Source organism: Paenibacillus humicus NBRC 102415, from assembly GCF_004000905.1.
Classification (GTDB): domain Bacteria; phylum Bacillota; class Bacilli; order Paenibacillales; family Paenibacillaceae; genus Paenibacillus_O; species Paenibacillus_O humicus.
Genome location: NZ_BIMD01000032.1, coordinates 38,918 through 65,722, shown reverse-complemented (window position 1 = coordinate 65,722; position 26,805 = coordinate 38,918). Strand labels below are relative to the sequence as shown.

Genomic DNA, 26,805 nt, shown 5'->3' with positions numbered 1-26,805 from the left:
CAATAGAAAAAAGCGGCCGTCACCCGCGGAAACGGGGACAGCCGCTTGATCCGATCCGGTTAGAGCCGAATCGTTCCTTTGCCGGAAAAGCTAGACGATGACGATGAAATGTTCCGAGCTGCTCTGTGCTCCTCGGTTGTCGGTCACAGTGAGCGTAACTTTGTAGATGCCGGCCTTGCTGTACTTATGCACGGCTTTGACTCCCGTGCCGCTCTTGCCGTCGCCGAAGCTCCAGCTGTAGCTGGCGATGCTTCCATCGGGATCGCTGGATGCGGATCCATTGAACGTAACGTCCTTGCTCTTCTGTCCGGCGGATGGAGCGCTGATTTTTGCGCTAGGCGGACGATTTGGTGTTGGTGTTGGCGTTGGTGTTGGCGTTGGCGTTGGTGTCGGCTTTGGTGTCGGTGTTGGTGTCGGTGTTGGTGTCGGCTTTGGTGTCGGTGTCGGCTTTGGTGTCGGCGTCGGCTTTGGTGTCGGCGTTGGCTTTGGTGTCGGCGTCGGCTTTGGTGTCGGCGTTGGCTTTGGTGTCGGCGTCGGTACCGGCGTTGGCGTCGGTGTAGGTGTTGGTGTAGGTGTTGGTGTAGGTGTAGGTGTAGGTGTAGGTGTAGGTGTAGGTGTCGGTGTTGGCGTTGGTGTTGGTGTTGGCGCCGGTGCGCTGACATACAGCTTGCCCGGAGCCTCCGTTACGGCGGTGTTGCCTGCCGCATCCTTGGCCGCAAGGACGATGATGCCCCCCTGCAGCTGAAGGGCGGAAGAAGTCGTATAGCTTCCAGCGTAATGGCCTGGCGACGTCTCCGTCAGCGGGAAGCCGCTGCGGGCCGGCGAGCTTGCCGCCGCGGGCAGCTCGATCGTGAACGAGGCCGTCAGTCCCGGGCTGCTGTCGAAAGCAATCGCGACCGATTGGCCGGACAGGATATGGACGTCCTGCGCAGGCTGGATATTCGTCAGCTCGGGCAGCTTGCGGCTGACATAGACGCTGCGGACGACCGTACTCTCGTTGCCGGCCAGATCGGAAGCGGTGACCGTAATGGCATTCGCGCCCTCTTCGACCAGCAGCTTCTGCGTGAAGCTTCCGTCGGCTTTCGGCTGAACCTTCTGCCCGTTGACGGTGAGCTGCTTGAAGAACTCATCTGCCGCAGTGCCGGTTACCGTTACGGTCTCTGCGTTCGTCACGGCACCATCGGCAGGGGATGTCACGGCCAGAGCCGGAGGCGTCCGGTCCAGAACGACTGTCACCGGCTCCGAGCGGTCCGTCGCTTTGCCGCCGATCACCGCTTCCGCCGTAAGCACATTCGCTCCGGCGTGGAGGGTGACGGGAACGCTGAACTTCTTGCCCGCTACCGTTCCCGTTCCGCTTGGCTGGCCGTCGTTGTAGACCCGGATCTCGGCGCCGTCGGCTGCCGATGTTCCGGACACGGCAAGCTCGGCATTATTCGTATACGTATTCGGTGCCGGAGCCGTAATTACAGGAGCATTTACGGCGTAGCGCACCTGCGCCCGGATCATATAATTGCCTTCCTCGACGGGAGACGGGCTCCAGACGCCGCTGACCCGCTGCCAGCTGCGCAGCGCGTTTTTGCCGCTTTCGTCCGTGCCGAGCCCCGGAGAGCTGAGACCTGCATTGGGTTGGATATAAACGATGTAGAAATCGCCTGTTACCGTAATAGGCTGGGCAAGCGTCACCGTCGTCCACTGATCGTTGCGCAGGGCGGTTCCGTCATAAGGTCCTGCCAAAAGCCTGCCCGGCGCTCCTGCGGAGCCCGATGCATCGTATACGGCATACTTGAACGCCGTTCCTCCCGGACTCGGGAATTCCGTGTTCCAGAACCGGAGCGACGCTCCCGTCACCTGGGCGGCTCCGCCTTCCGGCGTAAAGCGTACCGCCCAGGCGTTGTTCGCGGCGTTGAACGCCCTGGCGTTTTCGGCCGTTCCATCATCGTAGGCGATTTCGCCCGGGAAGCCGATGAACGGCTTCAACAGGACGGCCAGTTCCACCGCCTTGTTGGCCGGCACCGCGACCGAGACCGTTTTGCTGTAATAGTCTCCGCTCTGCACGGAAAGGGTGTATGTCCCTTCAAGCAGGTCGAACGTAAAGGTTCCGTCGGCTGCGGTGCGCACAGGCGCGACGGCCGCATCTTCCAGAACGGCGACCACGGCGCCGGAGATCGGCTCCCCGCTCCGCTCGTCGCGGACGACGCCATGGATTTGCCCGTGCGGGATCGCTTCCAGGCTGAAGCTGGCCTTGGCCGTGCCGCCGTCCGTAATCTCGACGGGCTTCGTTTGCGGATAGTAGCCGTACGCTTCGGCTTTCAGCGTGTAGCTTCCAGCCACATGGGAGAAGGAGAATTTGCCGGTGGCGGGATCCGTCTTGACCGAGCGCCCCGTCTCCAGCACGGTGACCGTCGCGCTCGCCGGAAGGCTCTGAATGCCGATGCTGCCTTGATCAGCCTGCGGCTGAGCTTGAGGCTGCGCCTGCGGCTTGAAGCCGGCTTCGTCCGTATGGCCGACTTTCAGCAGCGGGGCTTGGACCGAGTTCTTCTGGCGGCCCGGAATCGCCGCGGCTGGGGCATCGCCTTGCGTCTGCAGGGAGGCTGACGTATCCAGAATGCGGAAGTCGTCCAGATACCATCCCGCCTTGACGACGCTGCTGTCCGACTTGAGCCGGAATCGGATCTGCACGGTCGAGCCGGCATAAGCATCCAGATTGTAGACGACCGGCGTCCACTGCTTGCCGGCGGTGTTGTCGGAGAAGCGCAGCAGCTCCGTCCAGGATGCGCCTCCATCGCGAGAGGCTTCCACAAGGCCGAAATCATAGCGGCCCTCGATCTCGTACCAATGATTGAACGTCAGCGACGCATGGCCTGCCCCGGTCAGGTCGATCGGCGGCGATACGAGAGAGTAATCGGCGCTCGACTCATAGGTCGAATCCAGATCCGTGCCCCACACATTTGGAGGCGAGGCTGCCGCAGCAGGTCCCGGAGCCGTTGGAATACCGCGTTCCCATTCGTCCTTCGTGCCGGAATGGGTCCAGCCGTTATCCGTATCCCCGTCGAAGTCATCCTCGTACAGAATGCCGGCCCTGCTGACCGACACGGTGACGGGATCCGATTTCGGACCGATGTTGCCGCTGTAATCCTGCGCCGATACGGCATACGAATACGTCGCTTGCGTCGCCGTAACCGTATCGGTGTAGGAAGCCGCCGGCGATATGCCTATCTGCTCGTAAGAGGAGCTTCCCTCCGCCGCACGGTAGACCACGAATTGCTTGAGGTCCTGGTCGGCCGGAGGCGTCCACGTCAGGCGGACATTGCCGAGCACGTCGGCTTCGCCTGCAAGGCCTGTCGGCGCACCGGGAGCCTGGCTGTCCGGTCCGTCGATGGAGATGTCGTCGAGATACCAGCCGGCTTTGTTCTGGGTGTTGTCGCTCGACAGATTGAAGGCGACCAGAACCTGCTGGCCTGCATACGGAGCCAGGTCGATGAGCTGGGTTTTCCAGCCTCCGCTCGCTCCGGTGAAGGATGCAACCGGCACGAATTCATGGTTCGTGCTTGCAGCGGAGATATAGACGGTTCCATTGTCATAGTTGGTCTCCAAGTCGTACCAGTGCTTGAAGCTCAGGACGGCGCCCTGCGGACTGTCCGTCAGGTCGATCGGAGGAGCGAGCAGATAGGAGTTGGAATTCGAGGCATAGGTGCCTGTCAGATTGGTCGCGGCGACCTTCTGCCCCGAAGCGGCTCTGCCCGGTCCGCTGACCGGCACGCCCCATTGCCATGGAAGGCCTTCGCCGCCGGTGGAGAAGCCCGTCCAGCCGCTCTCGAAGTCCTGCGTGTAGCCAGGCTTCACGCCGTCGCTGACATCAACGGAATAGACCTGCGATTGAATGCCGTTATTGCCGTAATCGTTGACTCGGATGTAATACTCCAGTCCGGCTTTCGTCACGAGGAATGCCGGAATCGAAGCCGAGTAGACTCCGTCCTTGTAATCGCCCGACACTCTCTCGGCAGGAAGGTATACATACGTCTGGGTTCCTTTGGCCCGCGCGAATACTTCGACCGAGCTCACGCTCACATTGTCGTAGACATGGGCGGTGATCGGAACGTCGAAGCCGGTGAAGGCCGTCGTTACGGGCACATGCTCCAGCACGGGCTCCTCCAGATCGTCCCCGCCGGTCACGACTTTGCCCGATACGGTTCCGATGCCTTGTAGAACGGAGCCGACCGCGTCCAGCGCGTTGATGACGCCATGCCCGTAGCCGTTGTTGGGACTATTGGGATAGGCGCTGTCCGTTCTCGGAGTCGCCGTATTCATGATGATGGACTCCAGCTGGTCGACCGTCAGGGAATGGTTCGCCTGCAGCAGCAGCGCGGCCAGAGCGGTCGTATGCGGTCCCGCCATGGACGTCCCGTTCCAGCCTCCCTCATATCCGCCCGGAATCGAGGAGCGGATGTTGACGCCCGGCGCGGACACCTCCGGCTTGATCTCGCCGTATGGCGACGGACCCCGCAGCGAGAAGTCGGCCAGGTTGTCGGAGATGTCGGTCGCTCCGGTCGCGAACGATTCCGGATAGTTCGCCGGATTGGCGACCGATCCCGGTCCGCCCGGGTTCGTCAGCGTCGTATTGCCGGCCGAGAACTCGGGGAAGATGCCCGCGCTTCTCCATGCCTGCACGATCGGCCGGAACCACTCGTCGATGCCGGCGCCTCCGCCCCAGGAGTTGTTCACGACGTCCGGCGCAAGCTCGGGATGCAGATTTCCCTGCGCATCGACCGGAGCGAGCAGCCATTGGCCTCCGTCCAGAATGATGCTGTCGGTCGTATCCGGATTGAAAATCCGGACGGCGATCCATTTCGCTCCCGGCGCCACGCCGATCTGGTTGGAGCCGTCCGCTTCCGAGCCGACCATCGTTCCCATCGTATGGGTTCCGTGGCCGTCGCTGTCCGAAGGCAGCGAAGCTCCGCTATGGGGATCGTACCAGCTCAGCTCGGGATGGACGACGGCGCCGGATGCGTCCAGGCCGCGCCATTTGCGCTGCAGGGCGGGGTGGGTATAATCCACGCCCGAATCGAGGTTGGCGACGACGACGCCGGTCCCGTCGATGCCCTGGGCCCATACCTGCGGAGCGTTGATGCGGGCGATGTTCCACTCCACGCTGCTCGGAGCGGCAGCCGTCTTGGCTCCAGCCTCCTTCTGGACTCCGGCGGCCGGCTGCGCCGCTGTTCCGGCGCCGGGCGCCGTCACGTCCGGCTTCACCTCGGTCTTTTGCAAATAGCGGGTTTCGTCGGGCAGCACCTTGTCGACCCCCGGAAGCTTGGAGAGCTCCTCCATGACCTCCTTCGTGCTCGTGACCGCCAGCGCGTTGACGATGAAGTAGCTTTTGTAGCTCTTCACTTTTCCGCTCTTCTGCGCTTTCTCCAAGTAATCGTCCAGCTCCGATTGAGTCTGCAGGGCGGTATCCCTAAGCGTGCTGACGACCGCGCTGCGGGCGGACAGCTTCGCCGCGGACAGCGTCGCCTTTTGCAGCGCAGCCTTCTGCAGAGCCTGCTTGGACACCGATGCCGTATCGACCTGGGCCTTCATTTTGACGAGATAAGTGACGTATTCCGACTGTCCGAACTGCTTGAGCAGCTTGCCGTCCACCTTGGCAGCCGCCGCTTTCTGAATGGATGAATTGCGGTCAAGCTTGTCCGAAGCTACGGAGCCTGCCGCATGGATCGGCTCCAGAAACGAAAACGTCAGCAGGACGGCCATCAGGACAGCCATCGGTCTCTTGCCTTTCTTTCTAAAAATCAAACTTAACCACTCCCTATACTTGGTTTAATGGGATCAGCTATCTGCTGCCGCCGCCGGACGGCGGTCGAAATCATCACCCCCTTCAAAAGGATCGGATTGCGCCCAGCTGTAGTTCGAAGCATCGCGCAGGATGTTAGCTGCAGGAGCCGATGACAGAAAAGCAGCGCTGGAAGCGGGAGCTCCTGGGGGGATGCTGGAGGGAGGCGGATCAAGGGCCGGGCACGACGGCTGCGCGAGCGAAATGCGGATCTATCCGAATCATGCCGATTGACAAGGAATCTTGTCTTAGAATAAAGCAAGTATAGTCTCGTATTTTCGGATTCACAATCGAAATTTTTGGAATTTTCTTACTAATACTGAAATTGATTCCCAAGTCCCTCTCCCTCTAGGAAATAGAACATAGGCATCATTCGACAAGGCCGGGATCTCCAGCAAAGCCGAAGGCCGATATGCCCATCCTTCTTTTCCCTTGCAGTCTGGCGGGCATGCCTCCTTCGTCCCGGTCCTCCTCCCGCTCGCGCCCGGCGGAAAATTCGGGTACACTTTCGCTAGAGAGCTTGCAGCACACGATCGGAGACGGGAAAGGAGAATAGGGGGATGGAGAAGAGCTTTTACTATAGGGTCGTTCCCGCTTCCGAAGAAGGCGCGGAGATGCCGCTGGAGGTTTTGTTCGCAGGAGAGAGCCAGACGAAGCCCGGACATCGATTGGGGCCGAAAGTGCATGATTTCTATTTGCTTCACCATGTGCTGTCGGGAAAAGGAGAGTTTCTATGCCGCGGGACCGTTCACCGGCTCGAAGCCGGCCATTCCTTTCTCATCGAGCCCGGGCAGCTGGTCTCTTATCAAGCCGATTCGGCCGACCCTTGGTGCTACCGCTGGATCGCCTTCCAGGGACCATGGGCGCCGCATGCCGCCGCGGCCGCCGGGTTCGACATCTCCTCTCCGACAGCGGATACGGGACGCTCCAGCACGCCGAGGCTTGCGCTCAAGCGGAGCATGCGCTATCTGCGGCAGCCTGCGGGAGCCCAGCTCGGCGCTGTCGCCTGCCTGCATGCCGTGCTGGCCGAGTTTGCCGCCGCGCGCGGCAGGGGAGCGGGGCCGGAGCCCGGCGAAGGCTCTGACGACGGGGGTATCGCTTCCCAAATGATCCGGTATTTGTCCACTCAGTTTGCGGAGCCGATCAGCATGGAAGGGATGGCGGAGTCGTTCGGCTACAGCCGAGCCTATCTGTCCCGGGTGTTCAAGCAGCATGCCGGCATGTCGCCGGTTTCGTTCCTCCTGCGGCTGCGGATCGACAAGGGACGGCGCATGCTTCGCGAACGGCGGGATTTGACGGTCGAGCAGATCGCCTCGTCCGTCGGCTTGCAGGATGCCCTATATTTCTCCAGGCAGTTCCGCCGATTCCACGGCGAATCTCCGACCGATTACCGGGAGTCGGTCTGGCATTCCCTGCGTGAGCCTTGACCCCGCAAAAAGAAACGGTCTGGACCGAAAAGGTCCAGACCGTTTCTTTTTGAATGACAGGGCTTCCCTGCGCTCAAATCCATTCCAGCTTGAGAACGGCTTCCCTGCGTCCGGTCGTCGTGCCCATGTCGTTGACCATGTCCTCGGGATAGGCTGCGCGGATCTTCCCGGCCGCTTCCGTGAGCTTCGCAGCGTCGACGCCGGGAAGGCGGGCCGCTTCATCCGCCGCCTGCTCCAGCACGGAGGCCGCTATGACCGGCCATGCGCTCTCTCCGCCGTCCAGCACTTTGAACGCGACTCCGAGACCGGCCTCGGGAAGAGCAAGGGCGAACACTCCCTGCGCTCCGCTTTTGGCCACGATGCCCGATGCGAGAAGGACGCTCGCCAGCCTGCCCTGCCCTTCGACCAAGTCGGGATAAGCAAGCATCGCGGCGGAGATCCGCCGGGCGGCGCGGCGCAGCGGCTCATCCGCCCAGTCATCGGGCGGACTCGCCAGCCGGGCATAGGCCAGCGCGAGCCTCTCCAGAGGAACGATGAATACAGGCAGGCCGCAGCCGTCGACGGCGCGTCCGATAGCGCTCTCGTCCATATCCGTGAACAGGGCGATATGGCGGAGCAGCTCCCGCTGCAGCGGATGATCCATAGCCGTATATCCTTCCAGAGGCCAGCCGTTCATCCGGCAAAAGGCGAGCAGGCCGATATGCTTCCCTGAGCAGGTATGGTACAGCTTGCGCGGCGGCAGCCGCCTGCGCATGGCCTCATCCCGTTCGTTCCGGCCGAGCGGATAATCGGGATGGAAAGCAAGCTGCTCCTCGCGGACGCCGGTCAGCTCCAGCATCTTTTCCAGCAGCTCGACATGCTGCTCCCCGCCGCGGTGCGATGCGGACATCAGGGCGATCGCGCCTTCCGGGAGCCCGTAATGCTCCATCAAGCCCGCCGCAATGCCTGCCGCGGCCTGCAGCGGCTTCGCCGTCGAGCGCATGAAGGAGACCGACCCGGCATCGCCGGCGCTCGCGGCCGGCGCGCCGGACGCATGCCGCGCAGCCAGATGCCCGGCATGGCTGTTCTCCTTCCATTCCCCTCTCGTCGTCATGGACAGCTCCACGCCGTCACGGAAAGCTTCGTTACGTTGTTCCATCCTCAGCATCCTTCCCGTCCCCCGCGGCCGGACTTGCCTGCCCGCGGGACGTTATCCTACCTTCATATTCTGCCGGCTCTCCGCAGGTTCAAACCGTCCGGCTCCGGCAGCGTTCAACATGACGATTCATTATACCAGTCCGGGCGGCCCGTTCACCACTCCTTCCAAAGATAACCTTCTGCCGGCGACCGCAATTAAGGTTTCAACGGACGTGCAGACGTTTATAAAATCAACAACAACCACTTGAAGGAGATGAACGGATATGGCAAACGAAACAACGGCAAAAAGCGGCGGAATGACAAAGGGACTTCTGATCGGCGGCGCGATCGGCGCGGCGGCGGCACTGCTGTTCGCACCGAAGGCAGGCAAGGAGCTCCGCTCCGATCTCGCCCGCAAATCCTCGGATGCGGCTGAATACGCCAAGCGTCAGGGAGCCATGCTCTCCGAGCAGGCGAAGGGCGTCGCAAGCACGGCGGGCGAGAAGGCTTCCGCCCTCACCTCCAAGGTTCAGGAGCTGGCCGCCAAGGCCAAGGATGCGGCGCTGATCCAGCAGGATGCCATCAAGGAAACGGCGGCGACCGCGATCGCGGAAACGAAGGATGCCGTGGCGGACGTGAAGGACCATGCGCAGAAGGTCGCTTCGGAGACGACCCGGCATATGGACAACATCAAGAGCGAAGCTTCCGACAACCACGACAAGGCGATGAAGGACACCCCTTCCATCACCAAATCCAACTCCAGCTTCAACAACTAAGGAGGGCGATGGCCATGAGCGGAGGCACCCGGGAGGAATTCCCCCAGCCTGACGGCCAGGCCGGCAGCAAGCACCGGGATATCGAGGATGCGCGCAACGGCTCCATGGTTCAGGACGAGCAGGATATGAAGCGGCTCGGCAAGGACATGGAAAGGATGCGCACCAATTCCGAGCTCGAAGAGGATGGGCTCGTTCCCGATCCGGCCCAGGACTGACCCCCCCCAAGCAGCGGCGCTGTCCATCATCGGACGGCGCCGCTTTTTGGCGTATCCTCATGAATTCAGCGTAATCGTTCATAATAAGGCGGGAGGTGCACCGCCATGAAAGACCATCACGCTGGAACCCTGTATTGGCCTCATACGCTTGCTGCCGTTCCTTCCTACTCCGCCCTTGAAGGCCATGCGAAGGTGAAGGCCGCTATTATCGGGGGGGGCATGTCCGGCGCGCTGTGCGCGCTTCTCTTTGCGAGGAGCGGCATCTCATGCTGCGTGCTGGAAAGGGATACCGTCGCCGGGGCAAGCAGTGCGGCCAATACCGGCCTGCTGCAGTTTTCCAACGACATCATGCTCTGCCGCCTGATGGAGCAGATCGGCAAGCAGGATGCGGTACGCTTTTACCGCGCATGCAAGGAATCGGTGGAGCGCCTCGCCCAGGTGGCAGGGTCGCTTCCGGCGGACACCGGCTTCCGCCGCCGCAGCAGCCTCTACCTCGCTTCCACGGAGGAGGACCTTGCGGGCGTGCAGGAGGAGTATAAAGCCTTGCATGAAGCCGGATTTCCCGTCGATTACTGGAGTGCCGAGGATATCCGGTCCCGCTTCCCGTTTTCCGGTCCGGGAGCGGTCGTGACCCGGGGCGATGCGGAAGTGAACCCTTTCCGCTTGGTTCATGCCCTTGCCGCGGAAGCGGCGGCGAACGGAGCGGCCGTCTATGAAGGAACCGAGGTGGCGCGGCATGCGACCGGCACCGATGGAGTCCACCGGCTGGAGACGGCAGGCGGCTCGATCGTCGAGGCCGAGCATGTCGTCTATGCCGTCGGCTACGAGCCCGAAGAGCTGAGGGGAAAGCTCCTCAAAGCGGAGATCAACCGCTCCTTTGCCGGAGTCACGCCGGTGCAGTCATCGTTCGCAGACTGGCACGAGCGCATGATGATCTGGGAGACGGCCCGTCCTTACCTGTACGTCCGTACGACTCCCGAGGGGAGAGTGGTCATCGGCGGCCTGGACGAGCCGACGGCCGTTCCTGTCCATGACGGGCAGGAGCGCCTGCGCCGGATGGACAAGCTGTCCCGCAGCCTCGCCTCCATGTTCCCCATGCTGGACAGCACGCTCGAATACGGATGGAGCGCGGCGTTCGGAGAGTCGCTGGACAATCTCCCCTTCATCGGCCGCGATCCTGCCTGGAGGAACGTCTACTACTGCCTTGGCTACGGGGGCAACGGAACCGTACACAGCATGTTGGGGGCATCCATTCTCCGCGATTTCATCCTCGGCTTCGAGCATCCGCTGGCCAGCCTTGTCGCCCTCGACCGTCCGGGGAGAATATGACGTAAAAAACCTCCTTTGCCCGTGGAACGGACAAAGGAGGTTTTTTTAACGTTCTTTTTTATTGCTGCGAGCTTGCTGCCGGAGTCTGGGCGGAGCCCGCAGGCTTCGCGGGACTGTCCGGTGTCGAGGTGACCTCGACATGCGGCTGTGTCTTGCGGATGAAGAACGCCAGCACGAGCGCGGCTGCGGATATCCAGGTCGCCACCAGGAAGGCCAGGTTGATGCCGTGGATCGTCGCTTCCTGGGTGATATGCAGGACGGCTTTGGCGTTCGCGGCGTCCTTCGGATCAAGTCCTGCGGCGGTGATCATCTCGGCGCCCTTGCTCTTCGCGCTGCTGCTCATGATCGACACGAGCAGCGCCGTGCCGAGAGCGCCGGCAACGGTCCTCAAGGTATTGGACATCGCCGTTCCGTATGCGATCATCCGCCTTGGGAGCTGGTTCAGGCCCGCGGTCATGATCGGCATCATGAGCATGGACATGCCGAACATCCGGGCGGTATACAGCCAGATCAGATGTGTATAGCTCATGTTGTCGGTCAGCCTGCTGAATTCGAACGTCGTCACGACCGTGATGGCAAGGCCGGTGACCGCGAGCCAGCGGGCTCCGACTTTATCGAAGATGATGCCGGTGACCGGACTCATAATGCCCATGAGGATCGCGCCGGGAAGCAGCAGCAGACCGGCCTTCATCGGCGTGAAGCCCAGAATCTTCTGCAGGTACAGAGGAAGCAGGATCATCGCGGCGTACATGGCCATCGTCACGAGAATGTTGATGATGGTCGTCAGCGTGTACATATCGAATTTGAAGACGCGGAACTCCAGGATCGGGTTCTTGATGACGAGCTGCCGCCATACGAGCAGCACGAGGCTGACGCCCCCGATGATGAGCATCCAGAGGACGAGCTGGCTGTCCCAGCCTTTCGTGCCGGCTTCGCTGAAGCCGTACAGAAGGCCGCCGAAGCCGGTGGTCGACAGGACGACGCCCCAGTAATCAAGAACGGGCTTGGACTGCGGCAGCACGTTGCGCATGCGGAAAATGCCGAGAACGAGCGAGACAAGTGCGATCGGCAGGACGATGTAGAAGAGCACCGGCCAGCTGTAATGCTGGATGACCCATCCCGACAGCGTCGGGCCGACGGCCGGCGCGAAAATCATGGCGATGCCCATCATGCCCATCGCCTGGCCCCTCTTCTCGACCGGGAAGATCGTCAGGAACACGACGTTCATGAGCGGCATGAGGATGCCGGCGCCGGCGGCCTGGATCAAGCGGCCCGTCAGCAGGACCGGGAACCCTCCCGCGACGGCGCAGACGACGGTGCCGATGCAGAACAGAACCATCGATAAAATAAACAGCAGCCTCGTTGAAAAACGGGCGACCAAATAAGCGCTCAGCGGAACAAGGATGCCGTTGACGAGCATGAAGCCCGTCGTGAGCCACTGGGCCGTGTTCGTCGTGATGTTCAAATCCTCGGACATTTGGGGCAGGGCGACATTGATCAGCGTCTGGTTGAGCAGCGACACGAAAGCTCCTATAATCAATGCAGCTACCAGAGGAGCTCTTTTGAATCCGGCTGCTCCTCCCGCAGCGGTTGGACTTGCGGTACTCATACGGTTTTCACCACTCTCGCTTTCTCTCTATACCCAGGCGTTAGGGCCCGGAAATTAACTCATTGAATTAAATTTTACTTCTAAAACGTTTGGAGCGTCAAACCGGCTGAGCCGCCGCCTACCGGACTATTGTCCGCAAAAGAGGCCTCCTGCTTCCGTTTAGGCTCGTTTTTGACCCCGCACAGCATCTGTAGGGCTGTTTCTTCTATATAAATGCGATTCGGCTGCAACGCAAAAAAGCCGCCCGCAGGCGGCCGCATGGCAAGGCATTCCTTAGGTCAGAATCGTCGTGGCGCCATTGGAACGGAAGATCGCCTCGGCTCCGGCCAGCGTATCCTGGGAAGGACCATCGGCCTCGTAGACGTTGTCCGACCCGTCCTCGCGATCGGCGATCAATACGATTCCGCCTTCCGCAACGGCGTCCCTCGCCTTTTCGGCCAGGCTCTCGCTGAGCCCAAGCTCCTTGAAGATCGACTCGAACGGCGTATCTCCGCCGATGACATCGTCGGCAAGCACGTATCCGCCGGCGAAAAACGGCGCTCCGCCGCTGGAAATGGTATTGCCGCCGAACGGCGCGGCGCCGACGACAAAGCCCGTTCGATCCAGCGGGTAAGCTCCCGAGTCGTTGCGGCGGGCTTCCTTGATGTCCTGGAGCTCGTCGGCATGGACGTCGGTGTCGGATTCGATGAAGCGGATCGAGTCGCGGTCCCGTCCGAGAACCTTGATCTCATCCGGCGCGAATCCTCCGCTCCGGAGCGCCTGAACCGCCTTGACGGCATTTTCCTGATTGTCGAAAACAGCAATCGTCTTGCTCATTCTGACTTCCTCCTTCAATTCGGAATTGTAGGGCCGATTCTCACTATTCCCCCGCGGTGTCCGCCCCATGCGGACCGCGCGGGGCCATGGCGCATACCGGATCAGAACATGGGGATGATATAGCGGATCAAGAAGTACAGCACTCCGAAGAAGATGATGATGTAAGCGGCGTATTTGATGAATGTGGCCGCCACCATGCTGGAGTCCGACTTATGCTCGACATGCCGTTCTTCGACTTGTACGTTGCGGTTATCCATGTGCGGTTCCTCCCTTCGCTTGCGATTTCGCTTAGGGTTCATTACCCATGCCTCTGGAAGGAAAAACTGCCGCTGGAAAGAATATATTTATGGATAAACCGGTTCAAAAGCTGTTTCAGATGTCCACGGACAGGTTATTTATGCTGTATGAGCATTTAATGAAATCATTTTGTTATGACACTTAATCAGGAGAGGGATCTATGAACCAGAACGAGAAGTTCCAACTGCGCACCGAAACTCAGGAAGGACGCTGCATCGTCTACCTGAGCGGAGAGCTTGACCTTGACTCCGCGTCCCAGCTCAGAGCCGCCATGGCTCCCCTTATGGAGCTGACCGACCGCGAGCTCATCCTTAACCTGAGCGACCTTAAATATATTGACAGTACGGGAATCGGCATCTTCGTCTCCGTGCTCAAAGCCCGTCATGCCAAGAACGCCCCCTTCGAGGTCGAAGCCATCCCTCCGGGTATCCGCAAGCTGTTCGATATGACCGGCATCACTCCTTTTTTGACCAAATCCTAAGAATTCCGCCTGCGCCGAGAAAGGACCGAAAAAAGATATGAATTCTGCAGAAGAGAAAATTGTTCTACGCCTCCCGGCGAGATCCGAATATTTGGATCTGATTCGTCTTACCTTGTACGGAGTCGCGACCAAAGTCGGCTTCACGTATGAAGAAATCGAAGATATGAAGGTCGCCGTATCCGAAGCCTGCAACAACGCTGTGCTCTATGCATATGCGGGGCACGCGGATTCGGACGGAGCCGGTGAAATGGAGATCCGTTTCGTCCGCACCCCCGATGCGCTGTCGATCATCGTCAAGGACGAAGGAGCCAGCTTCGACGCCGCTTCCGTCGCTCAAAAAGCGGAGCCTCTGCATGGCAAGTCCATCCATGACATTCAGGCGGGAGGACTCGGTCTCTACCTGATGCAGGCGCTTATGGATGAGGTCGAAGTGCGCAGCGAGATCGGGACGGAGGTCGTTCTTACCAAACGTCTGGTAAAAAGTGGGGAATTGGCATGACCATGAACCCGGCTAGCCAATCGCCGCAAGCGGGCACGGCCTTGATTTTGGAATATCAAAGCAATCCCAACAACGATACGGCTACGCTGCTTATCACCCATTACGAACCGATGGTCAAGATGGCAGCCGGCAAAATCGCGCGGAATCGGCCCGATCTATACGAAGACTTGTATCAGGTAGGCCAGATGGCCCTGCTTCGATTGTTCGCCCAGTTCGACGCTTCGATGGGAGTTCAGTTCGAGCCCTATGCGATGAAAAGCATCATCGGCCATATGAAGAACTACCTGAGGGACAAATCCTGGTATATTCAGGTTCCGCGGCGAATCAAGGAAAAAGGGATTGCCGTCCAGCAGGCTATCGACGAGCTGACCATACGCCTCGAGCGGTCTCCCCGGGTAGAAGAGATTGCGGAGCGGATGGAGCTTACGACCGAGGAAACGCTGGAAATACTCGGCGGCCGCGACTTGTATCATTATATTTCGCTCGATACGCCGATATCGGAGGACGAGAGCACGACGACGCTCGGCGAGCTGATCGGCTCCCAGGCGGACGACTTCGATTCCGTCGACAAGAAGATGGACCTGCAGGCCGCTCTCCAGCAGTTGAAGCCGGAGGAGCAGCAGGTGCTTATGCTCGCGTTCGAGGAAGGCATTCCGCAGCGTCTCATCGCCGATCGGCTAGGCGTCTCCCAGATGAGCATCTCGCGCATACAGAGGAGAGCCATCGACAAGCTCAAACGGCTCCTGTCGGAAGACGGACAAGCCTATGATGAAGCCTGATTCGGCGCCTCTTGCCCTCCTATCGTCTTTCACTGGCCGCATCCGGCTTGCCGGATGCGGTTTTTTCATCTTGCCCGGAGTCCGGTTGTAAGCAGCACCTCTTCGGGGTATGATGTTGAAGATCGATTCATCATGGAAGGAGGCGCGCCGATGATTCACCGCAAGCTCCGTTATGCGGCAGGCTGGGAATGGCATATCATTCAAGAGCAGCGGGATTCCGCAGCCCCGGGAAGCACGGATGAAGCGCCTCCTCCCCCTCTCGGAAGCCGCAAGTCGCGAACCCCGTCGCCTCCTCCCGGCCCGTCGGATCAAGTGGAGGCTGCGGCCGAGGAAGGCCGCGCCGAGCAGACGTCCAGGCTGTGCGGAGAGCTTCCTTTTTGCAGCTCATGGATTCGGGAAGCCTCGGAGCGCCGCCACAATCTCGTCTCGTACACGGAGGAAGGCGGCGGCGTCTCCATTCTCTCCGGCACGCTGATGATCCAGCTGTCGGAGCAAGGACGCGACACCCGCCCTCTCCACTTCTGGCTGCAGGAATCGCGCCTCGTCACCTGGCATGAGGATCTGCGGCTGCCGCTGCGGCTGCAGACCTCCGCCTGGTCCGAATCGATGGAACGCTGCGCCACCGCTCCCGAAGGCTTCGCCGTGCTGCTGAGCGCCGCCCTTGAGGTGTTCCACAGCGGCCTCGACGAATTCGAGCGGCGGCTGACCGGACTCGAGAATGCGGTGCATAACCGCAACCGGACCGCCTTGCTGCCCGTCATCTTCGAGCGGCGCCATGACCTGCTTCACTGGAATCATCTCTTCCTCCCCGTCCGCGAAGTGCATGACGCCGCCAAGGAAGCGTTCATGGATGGTATCGTGCAGTCGGCCTCCTTCCAGCGGCTCAGCTACAAGCTGGAGCGGATCGACTCGCTGCTGACCCATTACACGTCGGAGATGGACACGCTGATCGCCATGGACGACGCGATCGCGAACTTCCGCGGCAACGACATCATGAAGACGCTGACCATCTTCACCGCCCTGTTCGTTCCGTCCACCATCGCCGGAACCTTGTGGGGCGTGAACTTCCATCATCTGCCGGGCCGAAATTCCGAATGGGGCTTCATCATCATGTGCGTTGCCGTCGTTGCCGTTACTTGCGCTCTCTATGCCTGGCTGTGGCACAAAGGCTGGACCGGCGATCTGCTCACCGACCGGCCGTCGACTCCTTCCGGCGATTCCTCGGCTTCGGCTTCTCCGAATTCCAGATCGGCCGCACGGGCTCCCGAGCGCCGTCAACGCCGCAAGTTCCGGAAATCGCCTTCCGCGGGCGGTCGCAGCCGGCGGCCTTATCCGGGGTCTCCATCCGAAGAAGAATAAACCTCTTTGCGCGATGCAAAGCGTTTATTCTTTTTTTGATTCCCGGTGAACGTTTCAACGCCGGCAGGCGACAAATATACTAACGGCCGACAACAAACAAGCCGAGGCGGGCCAAAAACGCCGGCGGGTCAGGATGGAGCGAAGATGACAGATTCAAGCAAGCTTGCTGCGGACATTTCTATGGGCAGCCGGGAAGCTCTCGCACGCAAGGGCAGCCCGGAAGCGCTGGCTTCGCTGCTTCACGAGCATTATCCCTTTTTGAAAAAGTACTTGATCAAGCTTACGCTGAGCCTTCCTCATGCCGAGGATTTGGCTCAGGAAACGGCGATCCGAGCCATTGAAGGGATCAGAAGCTACCGGGCGGAAGCAAAATTCACAACCTGGCTGCTGCAGATAGCGACTCATGCGTTTCTCGACGACAGGCGCAAGCAGGACCGGAGAAGCCGCTGGCTGAGGGCGTACCGGGACTCCGAACGGCTGCGCCTGCAGCAAGCCTGTCCCGGCTTGTCCATCGAGCTGCTGGAGGCGCTGGAGGCGCTGTCGGTGGAACATCGAGCCGCCGTGCTGCTCAAGCATTATTACGGCTATTCGTACGAAGAAATCGGAACGATGTCAGGCGTATCGCCGGGGACGGCCAAGTCGCGCGTCCATCACGGTCTGGCCCGCCTGCGGAAGGAGCTGGATGCCCATGAAGGAATGGGATGAGAAGGAATCGGCGAACGGCATGGAAATGGATGTCGAAGCGAGACTTGTCCGCGAGCTGCGGCAGCTGGACCGGGAGGTGCCGGATGAAGGGAGCCCCGGCCTGAGCGAGCTGGAGGGGCTTGTACGAACCGTCCAGGCGAGACAGCGCCAGGCTTTGCTTCGCGATCTCCTCCTCTTTTGGGGCGTCGCCGCGCTCGTGCTCGGGGTTGTATTCTGCGCAGCCGCGTTCGCGCTCGTTCCTTATCTCGCGGCCCAGCTTCTCGTTACCGTCGGAGCGGCTGCCGCGTGCGCGCTCAAGCTTGCTTCCGGAAGAAAGGCTGCCGCCCATGAGCAGGAATAACCCTTCCATCAGCGATGTGCCGATCTATGTCTGGATCCTCGTCTTCACCTTGCTGCTGGCCCAGAGCACCTGGCTGTTCATCGATGCGGGGCGCCGGGGACGCAGCCGCTGGTTTTGGGGCATCTGGGGCCTTCTTCATTTCCCTACCCCCCTTCTCGTCTACTATGTCTGGTACAAATGGATCAAGAAGCGCTGAATCGGATGCAAAAAGGCTGCAAGCTCGTCATCCCCGGATGACAGGCGTGCAGCCTTTCTCATTTGATTCGCTGGACAGGAGCCTCTTCAGCTGATCTGAATCCGGACCAGACAGCAGTCATCGGGCCGTTCCAGTCCTTCTTCTCCGCCCACCAGCTCCTGCAGGGATCCGGTATGGCGCACCGTGCCGGCCAAATGATCCAGCAGCGTATCCAGCCGGCTCTCTTCCGGGCCGGTGACGAGCTCGAGCAGGCCGTCGGTGAACAGCAGCAGCTGATCGCCCGGCTGCAGCTTCAGGACATGCTTGGTAAAGGAGACGTCCTCGAACATTCCGACCGCCATGCCGCCGCCGGACAGCCTCTCCTGCGGAAGGGCGGCATCACAGCGGACCAGAATGCCCGGCGGGTGGCCCGCATTGACATACTCGACGGTGCCGCTGGCCAGGTCCACGACCAGATAGAGAGCCGTGAAGTAATACTGGATGAGCTGATCGGCGAACTGCAGCTGCAGCGCCCGCCGGTTGAGCTCCTCCATGACGCTGACCGGCTCCACTCTCGTCACCATCGCGTCCCGCAGGACGGAAGCGATGAACATGCAGACGAGAGAAGAAGAGATCCCGTGGCCCATCGCATCGATGACGGCGATGCCGTAGCGGTTCTCATCGATCCGGTTCCAGGCATAGAGGTCGCCGGAGAGCTCCTCGGACGGCTGATAGAGCGCGTCGATCCGGATGCCGCTTTCCTCCAGGCGGGCAGGCAGTGCGGCCGACTGCACTTCCTTCGCGAGCTGAAGCTCCTCCCGGATGCGCCTGTCGCGCTCCTTATGCCAATCCTTCTCCTGCTTGAGCCGCAGCGCCACGCGGATTCGGGCGAGCAGCTCGATCCGGTTGATCGGCTTGGTGACGTAGTCGATCGCACCGGCATCGAGCGCCTCGGCCAGCTTCTTGGAGTCTCCCATGGCCGTCACCATGATGACAGGAATATCCCTAAGCCGCTCCGATGCCTGAATGGCCAGACATGCCGCAATGCCGTCGATGCGGGGCATCATCATATCGAGAAGGATCAGATCGACGCCAGGATCAGGCGCTCCTTCGCGCATCTCTTCCCCATTCTCGGACAAGCCGAGAATCGAGAACAGCTCCATGCCCGAGGAGGCTGCCCGGATATCCCTGTATCCGGCCCGCTTGAGCATTTCCTGAACGACCGTTATATTCATCGCGTTGTCGTCTACTACTACTATGCGCATGTTAATGTAATCTCCCCGGAAATCATGGCAAAAACAGAAGGAAGATTTGTCCCTCTGCCGCCTTTTTTCTGTCCTAATGGTAGCCCATGTAGCCGATAAAGTCCAGCCAGCGGAAGCCTTCCGCCGGCTGGCCGATTGCTTACGCCTTGCTCTTGCCTGCACGAAGCAGGCGCGCCGCCTGAATGCCTACATCCAGCCAGCCTACCCATGCCGGAGAGGAAGAAGCTTCCTCCGCAAGAACGGGAACCTTGGACGGGCGTTCTCCCGTCGCCGGCGTACCGGACCGCAGCGGGACCGCCGTTCCGGCATAAGCGGCAGCCGCGCCGCTAAGAGATTTCTCGGATGCAGCCGCCGCGCTTGCCGCGCCTTCTTCCAGCTGAGCATGAACGGCCGACTCATGCGCCTTGCGGCGCAGCTTGTTGGTCCAGCCGGAGGAGAACTCCCGCGCGGCCGACGCCACTTCGTGCACCGTCTTGCCGACTTCGCGAACCGAAGCCATCAACGGATCGACGGCATCGATCTGGTGGTTGACCTGATTTGTCAAATCCTTGACGCTCACGACGAGGGCATCCACATCGCCCTTCCATTCCTTGACGGCCCCTTGAACCTCGCGGATCGCTCCGCTTGCCGCTTCCAGCGAATGCTGGGCTTTGCGCAGCGTCTGAACCAAAAATCCGACGAGAACGGCGATCGAAAGGGCGATAATCAGTACGCTGATCTCCAAGATCATGCTCATTTCATTTCCTCCTTGGCGGTCATGCGACTGCCCGCTTGATTTTTACGTCTTTACCCGTCAGGCCGCCGATCCAATCAAGCCGTTTTCTTCCTCCTCCTGTCCGCGGCTGCCGGCATTCCGCCTATGCAGAAGGAGATATCCATCCCTGCGTCCTGGGCAATGTCGCGCCTCCCGCCCCTTTCTCCCGCCCTATCTCGTCATGCCCTTGTCTCTCGCAATATCTTGTCATAGATGTAGGAAAATTTAGGCATGCCCTCTGTTGTTTCGGCCCCTGCGGGCTCGGTTAATACTGCTACAACAGCGGACGGCACAGTCGTCCGGCGGGTTTGACAGAAGGGCAGGCATCCAGTCCTGCCCGGCTGTCGAATCCGTAAACTAACTTATGAAGGGTACGGTGAATCCCATGTTGAGATGGGCAGTTATTTTCCTTATCATCGCCATCGTGGCGGCAATCTTCGGTTTCGGCGGCATCGTCGGCGCAGCGGCAGGCATTGCCAAGGTCCTCTTCTTCATCTTCCTGATCCTGTTCGTCATCTCGCTCATTACGGGCCGGAGAACAACCCCTTAACAGGGCAGCGCGAACGGATAAGCAGCAGGCCGAAGCCCGTCCGGTCCCGGACGGGCCTACGCCGGAAAGCTTTCGCTTCCTTCGGGAAGCGGAAGCTTTTTTTGCGTTCCGGAACAAGGATTTTATTGAAGGAATCCGAACCAGGGTAAGAGAGGTAGGGAAGCAGCAGCCTCGAGAAGGAGGAGATGACTATGAATCTCGCAACCGCACAGCAAATGCGCCGCCTGGAAGAGAAAGCGATGGAAGGCGGTCTCCTGACGGCGGCGACTCTGATGGAGAACGCCGGCCGCGCATTGGCCGAGGCGGTATACCGATTTGCCCTCGGCCATGAGCTTGAAGGCCCGTATGCCCGGCGCTTGCCGGGAAGTCCGGGCACAGGCGCTGTCCGCAGCTGCCGGTCCGGCGTCCATACGATCAGCAACAGCGGCGAGGTACGGCATTGGGCCATTCTGACGGGCAAGGGCCGCAACGGCGGGGACGGCCTCGCGGCCGCCAGGCATCTCGCGCTGCTCGGCGTGCCGGCGCGCATCGTCTATTCCGCTCCTCCGGAGCAGCTGGACGAGGAAGCCGTCCGCCAGCGCCGGCTGCTGCACAAGCTTCCGGCTGCGCTCCAGCCGGATGAACAAGTCTACGAGCCGGGCGCAATCGACTGGAACGGCTTCGGAGGCATCGTCGATGCTCTGCTCGGAACCGGTACGGTCTCCGGCCCGCTCCGCGAGCCCGTCGCCTCGCTGATCCGCGAAGCGAACGGCAGCGGCTTGCCGATCGTCTCGGCCGATCTGCCGAGCGGCGTCGAACCGGATACAGGCGCCGTATCGGATCCCTGCATCCAGGCTTCGGCTACCGTCGCCTTCGGCCTCGCCAAGATCGGCCTGGCCCAATATCCAGGCGCCGGAATGGCCGGCGACGTCCTCGTCGCTCCGATCGGCGCCTCTCTCGATGCTGCGGCCCTGGGCTTGCCAGCCGTCCATATGCTGTCTGAACGCGTGCTGCGGAATGCGCTGGGGGAGGAGCCGGATGACCGACGTCAGGCCGACAGCAACAAAGGGACGTACGGCCATGTGCTGACGGCTGCGGGAAGCCGCCTCATGAGCGGAGCCGGCTTGCTCTGCGCGACAGCCGCGCTGCGCTCAGGAGCCGGTCTCGTCACCTGGGCGCTGCCGGACCGCATGGCGGAAGCCGTCATCGGCCTGCGCCCGGAGCTCATGCTGGCTGCGCTTAAGGATGGAGGCAGCGGCGGCTGGCAGGAAGTCGATCCCGTCGAGCTCGCCTCCGCGGCTGCGGAGATGGACTCGCTCGTCATCGGCCCCGGCCTCGGCAAGCTTCCTCCCGGCTGGCTGCGACGGCTGTGGGAAGCTCTGCCGGAATCGCTGCCGCTCGTGCTGGATGCCGATGCGCTGAACCATCTCGCCGCAGAAAAGCACTTCGCTTCCTGGCCCCGCCGCCAGGGCGGCGTCGTCCTCACCCCGCATCCCGGCGAGATGTCCAGACTGACCGGATGGTCCACGCCGGAAGTGCAGCGGAACCGCATCGAAGCAGCCCGGCGCTACGCCTCCGGTCACGGGGTCACGCTTGTTCTGAAGGGAGTCCGCACCGTCATCGCGGCTCCGGACGGCACCTGCTTCGTGAATCCGACCGGCAATGCGGGCATGGCGACCGGCGGCACCGGGGACGTGCTCGCAGGCATCATCGGCAGTCTGCTCGCCCAAGGAAAGAGCCCGGCAGCCGCAGCCGCTCTCGGCGTCTGGCGCCATGGAGCGGCGGGAGACCGCGCCGCAGCCGCCCGCCGCTCCCCGGCCTCCCTGATTGCCGGAGATTTGATCGAGCATCTGTAGGCCGGCAGAAGCGCGGGGGTGCTTTCCAGGTTTCATTCCGGCACATCCCCGTCTGCGCTTATTCTCCGCTCCCAGCCCTCGTCCATAGGCGCATATCCTTGGCCGTCTGCATATAATGCATACACAAGCATACAGCGGCAAAGGAGTTGGAAGCGTGAGCAGAGAGGTCAAACTGAGCAGCGCCTCCCCGGAGATGGATCCCCGCACCGCTCTCTTTCTCGCGGCGATGTGCGGGCAGACTTATATGCAGCTCCAAGGCATGGGAACGATCCGGCTTCCGGAGGAATATGAGCTTGTCGGCACCTTTCAAGCCGGAGGCTTGAACGGGTATTCCCAGCCGTTCGGATTTGTCGCGAAGTCGGCCCGCGCTTCCATTCTCGCCTTCCGCGGCACCAGCTCCACCTTGGAATGGATCACCGATTTCATGGCCGATCAGGTGGACTTCGATCTCATCCCCGAAGGCGGAGCTACTCACCGCGGATTCACGGAGCTGTACCGCAGCGCCAGGCCGCAAGTCATGGAGCTGCTGCGCCAAGCTCCGGCCGGCAATCCGCTGTTCGTGACCGGACACAGCCTCGGCGGCGCGCTGGCCACCCTGGCGGCGGTCGATCTGGCGGAGAACAGCGATTTCTCCGCTCCCGTCGTGTATACGTTCGCAGCGCCCCGTGTCGGCAATCCGGTATTCGTCGCCGCATACAACAAGGCGGTTCCCCAAAGCTTCCGCATCGCCAACAAGGACGATATCGTCGTCCACCTGCCTCCGCTCGTCTATCAGGATCCGCGAACCAAGACGATCTACTATTACTCGCATGTCCGCCATTCGAGCGAGCTTGATTTCAAAGGCGGCGGCATATCGGGAAACCATGTGCTGAGCAGCTACTTCCGCGCGCTCGCGCTGGAGGAGCCCGAATTCGTCGACGCCATGTGCATGGATCCGATCGGCTGGTGTCCTTCTCCGAGCCTTCCGGGCGAAGGCGGGAAGTAGCGCCGCAGGCAAGCCCGATCCGCCCCGCAGCCGTCGGAACATCATGGGAGCTCAGCTGCCGCAGCGCCCAGTCAGGGAGCCGCCTGCTCTCTGCCTGCGAGTTGCCTGCGAGCTGTCTGCGAGCTGTCTGCAAGCTGCCTGCCGAGATGTGAATGCTGCCTCATCGAAGCCAGTCGTTTCATCCAAGCATGCAGTCGCAAGCGTGCCCGTTCTCCGGTACAATAGAAAAACGAGCGGCCGTCTCCCGGCCGCCTTTTTTCGATCGGAGGAATGATGGCGCCATGTCCAAGCCTGACCACCCCGTCTCCGCTCCGGAGCCGGCTATCGGAGGCCGGCTCCGGGAGCTGCGGCTTGTTCGAGGATGGACGCAGCAGCAGCTGGCCGACGTTCTCGGAATCGCCAAGTCGACCGTCTCCCAATACGAGAACAACGTGAACGAACCGGATCTTCGGATGCTTGCCCGCCTCTGCCGGCTGTTCGAGGTGTCCTCTGACGATCTGCTCGGACTGCAAGCGGCCGCCGGCTCCCTCCCCGATTGTCTCAACGTCGAGCTCCGGGGGCTGACTGCCGATGAAGGAGCCTTTCTGCAAGCTAGCCTGGAGGCTTACCGCATGGCCGTCGCCAGGAAGGAAACAAACGCGGAACGCAGGCCTCTGCGGTAAGGCTTCAGGATAAGGGGTCAAGATCCGGCCGGGACGGCAATAACGCCAGCGACCGCCCTGCCTGGCCATATGAGAATGGCCAGGCTCCTTGGATGGATCCAGCCGCGTCGGAGCGCGATGACATCCGCTTACCTCCGTACATGCCATCGTTTGGGAAAAGCAAAAACCGTCCGGAAAACCGGACGGTTTTTTGCGGCTTTGAATCAAACCTTGGATCAGGCCTGAACCGGATCGATCAGCCTTTCACAGCCGGCATCGGCTGGAACATCATCGTTATCGGCAGGTTGCTGCCCGAGGCGATCATGTAGACAAGCTCCACCGTTTCCTGCGTGTTTCCGGAACGGTAGATGACGGCGGCTTCGTTCTGGTCCTTCAGCTGGTCATTGTTCGTAACCGGCACCAGCTGCCCGTTGACGAGGAAACCTCCCGCATACAATCCTCCCCTTGGATTGAGGGAGACGATCGTGCGCGGCGCCAAGGTCACTTTCATTTTGTAAAGGACGCCGAAATTGCCGACATTGTACTGCAGCGTTCCGGTCGTGTTGTCGTAGCCGTCCAGGTAGGGATCCAGCACGTTGTCGCCGAGCACGACGCGCTCGTCCTTCGTGCCGAGGACGCCGTCGATCTGGATGTCGCGGGTCGTATTGTTGAAAGAGCCGCGCGTATGGATTCCGTCGGCCGGCATCAGCTCCATGGAATCCAGGTTCTGCAGCGGATCCTTGCCGTCCGCGACAACGACGACGCGGAAGCGGAGCGTCTGGTCGGCGGCGACATCCGCGTAGGCCGAGTACACCATTCCCGGCTTGATCGCCGACTCGGAGATTTGCGGCAGCACTTTCAGCGACTGTCCCGGCTTCACCTGCGTCGTCACCGCTGCGCCATTGGCCTGCAGAGCACTCAGGTAACGCACAGTGGACAGCTTGCCGGTACGGATCTCGGACGGATCCGGTCCGCCGGTGCCGACCGCTCCCACGCTGAAGTTCGCCGGCATATTGCCTTCGTTCGTAACGACGAGGTACATGCGGACATTGTAGCTGAGCGTGTTCTTGTTATGGAAGAGGAAGCGGATATTGCCGGAGAACTGGTCATCGTACGCGATGCCCTCCTGCTTCCACAGCTCCGGGCTGTTGCTCCGGATCATCCGGGACGGCTCCGACTGGAAATCATAAGACAAAGTCGGAATACTCAGCACCGCTCCTCCGTCCACTTTGTACTTCTCTCCGACAGGAGTGAACAGCATGCCGAACTCCGTCTCCGTGTAGAGCACTTCATTCGAAATGGTGATCGTCTTGCTCACCGTCGAGGTGAGGCCTTGCGTATCCGTCACGCTCAGCGTGATTGTTTTTTCTCCCGGCTCGAAATAGCCCAGCTGGCGCCCGGTCCACTTCGTCTTGGCCGGATCGATCGCGTTGTTGTCGTCCGTGCTGAGATCCGTGAACTGAACCTGCTCGCCTTGACGGTAGACTGTCTTGTCTGTCGAGAAATCCGCCACCGGCGGCATGTTCACCGGAAGGACCTGCACAGTCACCGAGTACGGATCGCTCCAGGTGCCGGCGGAATCCTGAACACGCCTTGTCACCGTATACGTTCCCGCCGCGGCGAATACATCCTGGCGGCCGGTCCATTCTTCATTCTGCATCGGCAGCCCGGCCGGCGAAGCATATTGGTCCACATATTGGACAGGATCGCCAGCGTACAGCGGCTGCGGCGTCACCTGGAACGCTGCGCTGGGCGTCGACTGCTGCCAGGTCAGCGTGACCGTCTTGCCGGAGAAGGCGATCTTGCTCTCGGATATGAGCGCCCAGGTGCGGATCGGAATCATGAGCGATCCTTTCAAGGAGTAGGCGGGCGCTTCTCCCGTCCATTTCGTGCCGTTGACAAGGATATCCTTCGTGTTCATCTTGAACCGGATCTCGCCCTTGGCGCTGATCGCGATGGATTCCTTCGTCTTGGCATCGTACGAGACCTGATAGCCGTACAGCTTGGCAAGCGAGCTGAAGGCGGCGTAGGAGTAGTCCTTGCTGATCGTAAGCGGCTGCACCGCGTTGTAAGGAGCGCCGTTGATCATCATTTTGGTGCTGTTTTTGGTCAGAACGAGCGTCTGGGCTCCGTCCAGAGGGCTGGCATTCGCGTTGCCGCCGTACACAGGAAGCAATAACAAGGAAAGCATGAGCAGCCATTTCATCGGTTTCATGGATCGGGTCTCCTTTGATTCTAATCGGTAAAAAAAGGCCGAGTCGCTTATCGCACTTAGAGTAAAACGCAGTTCCGATGGAAATGTTGCGAAATCTGGGATATTTATCAATGAGCGCAAGCTAAAAAATGCTGTCGTTGTGGACGGCGAAAGAAAGGTCGATTCATCCCGTGGACAAGTACTCTTGAATATTAGTACCAAGTCCTAATACCTTGATGTACAATGGGCTGAAAGGACCAACCGTATATGGAGGCGATAGAGCATGGAGGATTTGAAACCCTATTTGCACGCAACAAGAATGAAGCTGCTGCAGGAGATCTCAGCTCTGACCGACGATGAATTCAATGGGATGGCCGGGAGCGGCAAGTGGAGCATCGCTCAGGTATGCCACCACTTGTTGAAGACGGAAAAGCTGTTCCTCAAAGCCCTTTCCTTCGGAGTTGAACATGGCGACCGTTTGCAGCCCGCCCGAAAACCGATTCAGAGCGTCTCGGACCGGTCCGAGAAATTTCCAGCCCCCAAAGTCTCGGAACCCGATGCCGGCCCCTTTCAGGTTGCTCAGATCGTCCAGCAATTGAACGATTCCCGATCAAATTTCATCGGCTTTCTGGATAGTATCGAACCTAAGTCCATGTTGAAGGAAATAGCTGTGAATCATCCCCGGTTCGGCGATCTGCCCTTGGATCAATGGGTTGAGCTGCTGTATCTGCATGAGCAGCGGCATATCGAGCAAATCAAAGACCTTAAATCCTCGAGCTGATTCGGGCTGCCTTAACGCCTCGCCGTTCCGATGATCTTCAGGCAGAAGCG

24 protein-coding genes are annotated in these 26,805 nt (G+C 60.7%); 16 read left to right on the top strand and 8 right to left on the bottom strand.

Annotation, left to right across the window (positions count from 1 at the left end):
• Positions 1-90: 90 nt before the first annotated feature.
• Positions 91-5,790, bottom strand: a complete 5,700-nt coding sequence (locus PHU01S_RS17805; RefSeq protein ID WP_164763105.1) for a S8 family serine peptidase — start codon at positions 5,788-5,790, stop codon at positions 91-93.
• A gap of 597 nt (positions 5,791-6,387) precedes the next feature.
• Between PHU01S_RS17805 and PHU01S_RS17800 the strand changes: the two genes are divergently transcribed.
• A complete protein-coding gene (locus tag PHU01S_RS17800; protein ID WP_049867987.1) occupies positions 6,388-7,254 on the top strand; it encodes an AraC family transcriptional regulator in 867 nt (288 codons plus the stop codon).
• Between the two features lie 73 nt (positions 7,255-7,327).
• Here PHU01S_RS17800 and PHU01S_RS17795 read toward each other — a convergent pair whose 3' ends face one another.
• Positions 7,328-8,392, bottom strand: coding sequence for an asparaginase (locus PHU01S_RS17795; RefSeq protein ID WP_164763104.1), 1,065 nt, complete (start codon positions 8,390-8,392; stop codon positions 7,328-7,330).
• Between the two features lie 262 nt (positions 8,393-8,654).
• On the opposite strand from PHU01S_RS17795, the gene PHU01S_RS17790 reads away from it, so the two are divergent.
• From PHU01S_RS17790 to PHU01S_RS17780, 3 genes are all read left to right on the top strand, one after another.
• Positions 8,655-9,146: a YtxH domain-containing protein gene (locus PHU01S_RS17790; RefSeq protein WP_021880246.1), complete on the top strand. Its 492-nt coding sequence runs from the start codon at positions 8,655-8,657 to the stop codon at positions 9,144-9,146.
• A 14-nt stretch (positions 9,147-9,160) separates the two neighbouring features.
• Positions 9,161-9,361, top strand: coding sequence for a hypothetical protein (locus tag PHU01S_RS17785; RefSeq protein WP_021880245.1), 201 nt, complete (start codon positions 9,161-9,163; stop codon positions 9,359-9,361).
• Positions 9,362-9,466: 105 nt separating this feature from the next.
• Positions 9,467-10,690, top strand: coding sequence for an NAD(P)/FAD-dependent oxidoreductase (locus PHU01S_RS17780; RefSeq protein WP_021880244.1), 1,224 nt, complete (start codon positions 9,467-9,469; stop codon positions 10,688-10,690).
• 58 nt (positions 10,691-10,748) lie between these two features.
• On the opposite strand, the gene PHU01S_RS17775 is transcribed toward PHU01S_RS17780, so the two are convergent.
• From PHU01S_RS17775 to PHU01S_RS25860, 3 genes are all read right to left on the bottom strand, one after another.
• Entirely contained in the window at positions 10,749-12,299 is a 1,551-nt protein-coding gene (locus PHU01S_RS17775; protein ID WP_048748219.1) for a DHA2 family efflux MFS transporter permease subunit, read from the bottom strand.
• A gap of 273 nt (positions 12,300-12,572) precedes the next feature.
• Positions 12,573-13,115 (bottom strand): general stress protein, encoded by a 543-nt coding sequence (locus tag PHU01S_RS17770; RefSeq protein ID WP_164763103.1) that lies wholly within the window; start codon positions 13,113-13,115, stop codon positions 12,573-12,575.
• Positions 13,116-13,216: 101 nt separating this feature from the next.
• Entirely contained in the window at positions 13,217-13,372 is a 156-nt protein-coding gene (locus PHU01S_RS25860; protein WP_021880240.1) for a hypothetical protein, read from the bottom strand.
• 200 nt (positions 13,373-13,572) lie between these two features.
• Between PHU01S_RS25860 and PHU01S_RS17765 the strand changes: the two genes are divergently transcribed.
• The 7 genes from PHU01S_RS17765 (at position 13,573) to PHU01S_RS17735 (ending at position 17,771) form a co-directional block, all read left to right on the top strand.
• Entirely contained in the window at positions 13,573-13,893 is a 321-nt protein-coding gene (locus tag PHU01S_RS17765) for an STAS domain-containing protein (protein WP_021880239.1), read from the top strand.
• Between the two features lie 37 nt (positions 13,894-13,930).
• Positions 13,931-14,392: an anti-sigma B factor RsbW gene (rsbW, locus tag PHU01S_RS17760; RefSeq protein ID WP_021880238.1), complete on the top strand. Its 462-nt coding sequence runs from the start codon at positions 13,931-13,933 to the stop codon at positions 14,390-14,392.
• Positions 14,389-15,171, top strand: a complete 783-nt coding sequence (locus PHU01S_RS17755; RefSeq protein ID WP_094248204.1) for a sigma-70 family RNA polymerase sigma factor — start codon at positions 14,389-14,391, stop codon at positions 15,169-15,171. Before rsbW ends, PHU01S_RS17755 begins: the two co-directional genes overlap by 4 nt.
• A gap of 150 nt (positions 15,172-15,321) precedes the next feature.
• The gene (locus PHU01S_RS17750) at positions 15,322-16,530 is read left to right on the top strand and encodes a magnesium transporter CorA family protein (RefSeq protein ID WP_164763102.1); all 1,209 of its coding nucleotides are present in this window, start codon (positions 15,322-15,324) and stop codon (positions 16,528-16,530) included.
• Between the two features lie 144 nt (positions 16,531-16,674).
• The gene (locus PHU01S_RS17745) at positions 16,675-17,235 is read left to right on the top strand and encodes a sigma-70 family RNA polymerase sigma factor (RefSeq protein WP_127508960.1); all 561 of its coding nucleotides are present in this window, start codon (positions 16,675-16,677) and stop codon (positions 17,233-17,235) included.
• Entirely contained in the window at positions 17,219-17,575 is a 357-nt protein-coding gene (locus PHU01S_RS17740) for a YxlC family protein (protein ID WP_048748215.1), read from the top strand. Before PHU01S_RS17745 ends, PHU01S_RS17740 begins: the two co-directional genes overlap by 17 nt.
• Positions 17,562-17,771 (top strand): hypothetical protein, encoded by a 210-nt coding sequence (locus PHU01S_RS17735; protein WP_048748214.1) that lies wholly within the window; start codon positions 17,562-17,564, stop codon positions 17,769-17,771. Before PHU01S_RS17740 ends, PHU01S_RS17735 begins: the two co-directional genes overlap by 14 nt.
• An 86-nt stretch (positions 17,772-17,857) precedes the next feature.
• Here the strand turns inward: PHU01S_RS17735 and PHU01S_RS17730 are convergent, their stop codons facing one another.
• Positions 17,858-19,015 carry a PP2C family protein-serine/threonine phosphatase gene (locus PHU01S_RS17730; protein ID WP_127508957.1) on the bottom strand — a complete coding sequence of 386 codons (1,158 nt, stop codon included), beginning with the start codon at positions 19,013-19,015 and terminating at the stop codon, positions 17,858-17,860.
• A gap of 139 nt (positions 19,016-19,154) precedes the next feature.
• Positions 19,155-19,751 carry a DUF948 domain-containing protein gene (locus tag PHU01S_RS17725; protein ID WP_127508954.1) on the bottom strand — a complete coding sequence of 199 codons (597 nt, stop codon included), beginning with the start codon at positions 19,749-19,751 and terminating at the stop codon, positions 19,155-19,157.
• Between the two features lie 403 nt (positions 19,752-20,154).
• Here PHU01S_RS17725 and PHU01S_RS17720 point away from each other — a divergent pair, with 403 nt between their 5' ends.
• The 4 genes from PHU01S_RS17720 (at position 20,155) to PHU01S_RS17705 (ending at position 23,801) form a co-directional block, all read left to right on the top strand.
• Positions 20,155-20,319 carry a DUF1328 domain-containing protein gene (locus PHU01S_RS17720; RefSeq protein ID WP_048746322.1) on the top strand — a complete coding sequence of 55 codons (165 nt, stop codon included), beginning with the start codon at positions 20,155-20,157 and terminating at the stop codon, positions 20,317-20,319.
• Between the two features lie 191 nt (positions 20,320-20,510).
• Positions 20,511-22,154 carry an NAD(P)H-hydrate dehydratase gene (locus PHU01S_RS17715; RefSeq protein ID WP_127508951.1) on the top strand — a complete coding sequence of 548 codons (1,644 nt, stop codon included), beginning with the start codon at positions 20,511-20,513 and terminating at the stop codon, positions 22,152-22,154.
• Between the two features lie 154 nt (positions 22,155-22,308).
• On the top strand, positions 22,309-23,139 hold the full coding sequence (locus PHU01S_RS17710) for a lipase family protein (protein ID WP_232313272.1): 831 nt from the start codon (positions 22,309-22,311) through the stop codon (positions 23,137-23,139).
• Between the two features lie 281 nt (positions 23,140-23,420).
• Positions 23,421-23,801: a helix-turn-helix domain-containing protein gene (locus PHU01S_RS17705; RefSeq protein ID WP_021879406.1), complete on the top strand. Its 381-nt coding sequence runs from the start codon at positions 23,421-23,423 to the stop codon at positions 23,799-23,801.
• 235 nt (positions 23,802-24,036) lie between these two features.
• On the opposite strand, the gene PHU01S_RS17700 is transcribed toward PHU01S_RS17705, so the two are convergent.
• Positions 24,037-25,995 carry a stalk domain-containing protein gene (locus PHU01S_RS17700; RefSeq protein ID WP_127508948.1) on the bottom strand — a complete coding sequence of 653 codons (1,959 nt, stop codon included), beginning with the start codon at positions 25,993-25,995 and terminating at the stop codon, positions 24,037-24,039.
• A gap of 262 nt (positions 25,996-26,257) precedes the next feature.
• Between PHU01S_RS17700 and PHU01S_RS17695 the strand changes: the two genes are divergently transcribed.
• On the top strand, positions 26,258-26,755 hold the full coding sequence (locus PHU01S_RS17695; RefSeq protein WP_127508945.1) for a DinB family protein: 498 nt from the start codon (positions 26,258-26,260) through the stop codon (positions 26,753-26,755).
• Positions 26,756-26,805: the final 50 nt, after the last annotated feature.

Excerpts from the sequence above, each read along its gene's own strand:
- PHU01S_RS17800 (WP_049867987.1), top strand. The coding sequence starts at position 6,388 with ATGGAGAAGAGCTTTTACTATAGGGTCGTTCCCGCTTCCGAAGAAGGC.
- PHU01S_RS17795 (WP_164763104.1), bottom strand. The coding sequence starts at position 8,392 with ATGGAACAACGTAACGAAGCTTTCCGTGACGGCGTGGAGCTGTCCATG.
- PHU01S_RS17790 (WP_021880246.1), top strand. The coding sequence starts at position 8,655 with ATGGCAAACGAAACAACGGCAAAAAGCGGCGGAATGACAAAGGGACTT.
- PHU01S_RS17785 (WP_021880245.1), top strand. The coding sequence starts at position 9,161 with ATGAGCGGAGGCACCCGGGAGGAATTCCCCCAGCCTGACGGCCAGGCC.
- PHU01S_RS17780 (WP_021880244.1), top strand. The coding sequence starts at position 9,467 with ATGAAAGACCATCACGCTGGAACCCTGTATTGGCCTCATACGCTTGCT.
- PHU01S_RS17775 (WP_048748219.1), bottom strand. The coding sequence starts at position 12,299 with ATGAGTACCGCAAGTCCAACCGCTGCGGGAGGAGCAGCCGGATTCAAA.
- PHU01S_RS17770 (WP_164763103.1), bottom strand. The coding sequence starts at position 13,115 with ATGAGCAAGACGATTGCTGTTTTCGACAATCAGGAAAATGCCGTCAAG.
- PHU01S_RS25860 (WP_021880240.1), bottom strand. The coding sequence starts at position 13,372 with ATGGATAACCGCAACGTACAAGTCGAAGAACGGCATGTCGAGCATAAG.
- PHU01S_RS17765 (WP_021880239.1), top strand. The coding sequence starts at position 13,573 with ATGAACCAGAACGAGAAGTTCCAACTGCGCACCGAAACTCAGGAAGGA.
- rsbW (WP_021880238.1), top strand. The coding sequence starts at position 13,931 with ATGAATTCTGCAGAAGAGAAAATTGTTCTACGCCTCCCGGCGAGATCC.
- PHU01S_RS17755 (WP_094248204.1), top strand. The coding sequence starts at position 14,389 with ATGACCATGAACCCGGCTAGCCAATCGCCGCAAGCGGGCACGGCCTTG.
- PHU01S_RS17750 (WP_164763102.1), top strand. The coding sequence starts at position 15,322 with ATGATTCACCGCAAGCTCCGTTATGCGGCAGGCTGGGAATGGCATATC.
- PHU01S_RS17745 (WP_127508960.1), top strand. The coding sequence starts at position 16,675 with ATGACAGATTCAAGCAAGCTTGCTGCGGACATTTCTATGGGCAGCCGG.
- PHU01S_RS17740 (WP_048748215.1), top strand. The coding sequence starts at position 17,219 with ATGAAGGAATGGGATGAGAAGGAATCGGCGAACGGCATGGAAATGGAT.
- PHU01S_RS17735 (WP_048748214.1), top strand. The coding sequence starts at position 17,562 with ATGAGCAGGAATAACCCTTCCATCAGCGATGTGCCGATCTATGTCTGG.
- PHU01S_RS17730 (WP_127508957.1), bottom strand. The coding sequence starts at position 19,015 with ATGCGCATAGTAGTAGTAGACGACAACGCGATGAATATAACGGTCGTT.
- PHU01S_RS17725 (WP_127508954.1), bottom strand. The coding sequence starts at position 19,751 with ATGAGCATGATCTTGGAGATCAGCGTACTGATTATCGCCCTTTCGATC.
- PHU01S_RS17720 (WP_048746322.1), top strand. The coding sequence starts at position 20,155 with ATGTTGAGATGGGCAGTTATTTTCCTTATCATCGCCATCGTGGCGGCA.
- PHU01S_RS17715 (WP_127508951.1), top strand. The coding sequence starts at position 20,511 with ATGAATCTCGCAACCGCACAGCAAATGCGCCGCCTGGAAGAGAAAGCG.
- PHU01S_RS17705 (WP_021879406.1), top strand. The coding sequence starts at position 23,421 with ATGTCCAAGCCTGACCACCCCGTCTCCGCTCCGGAGCCGGCTATCGGA.
- PHU01S_RS17700 (WP_127508948.1), bottom strand. The coding sequence starts at position 25,995 with ATGAAACCGATGAAATGGCTGCTCATGCTTTCCTTGTTATTGCTTCCT.
- PHU01S_RS17695 (WP_127508945.1), top strand. The coding sequence starts at position 26,258 with ATGGAGGATTTGAAACCCTATTTGCACGCAACAAGAATGAAGCTGCTG.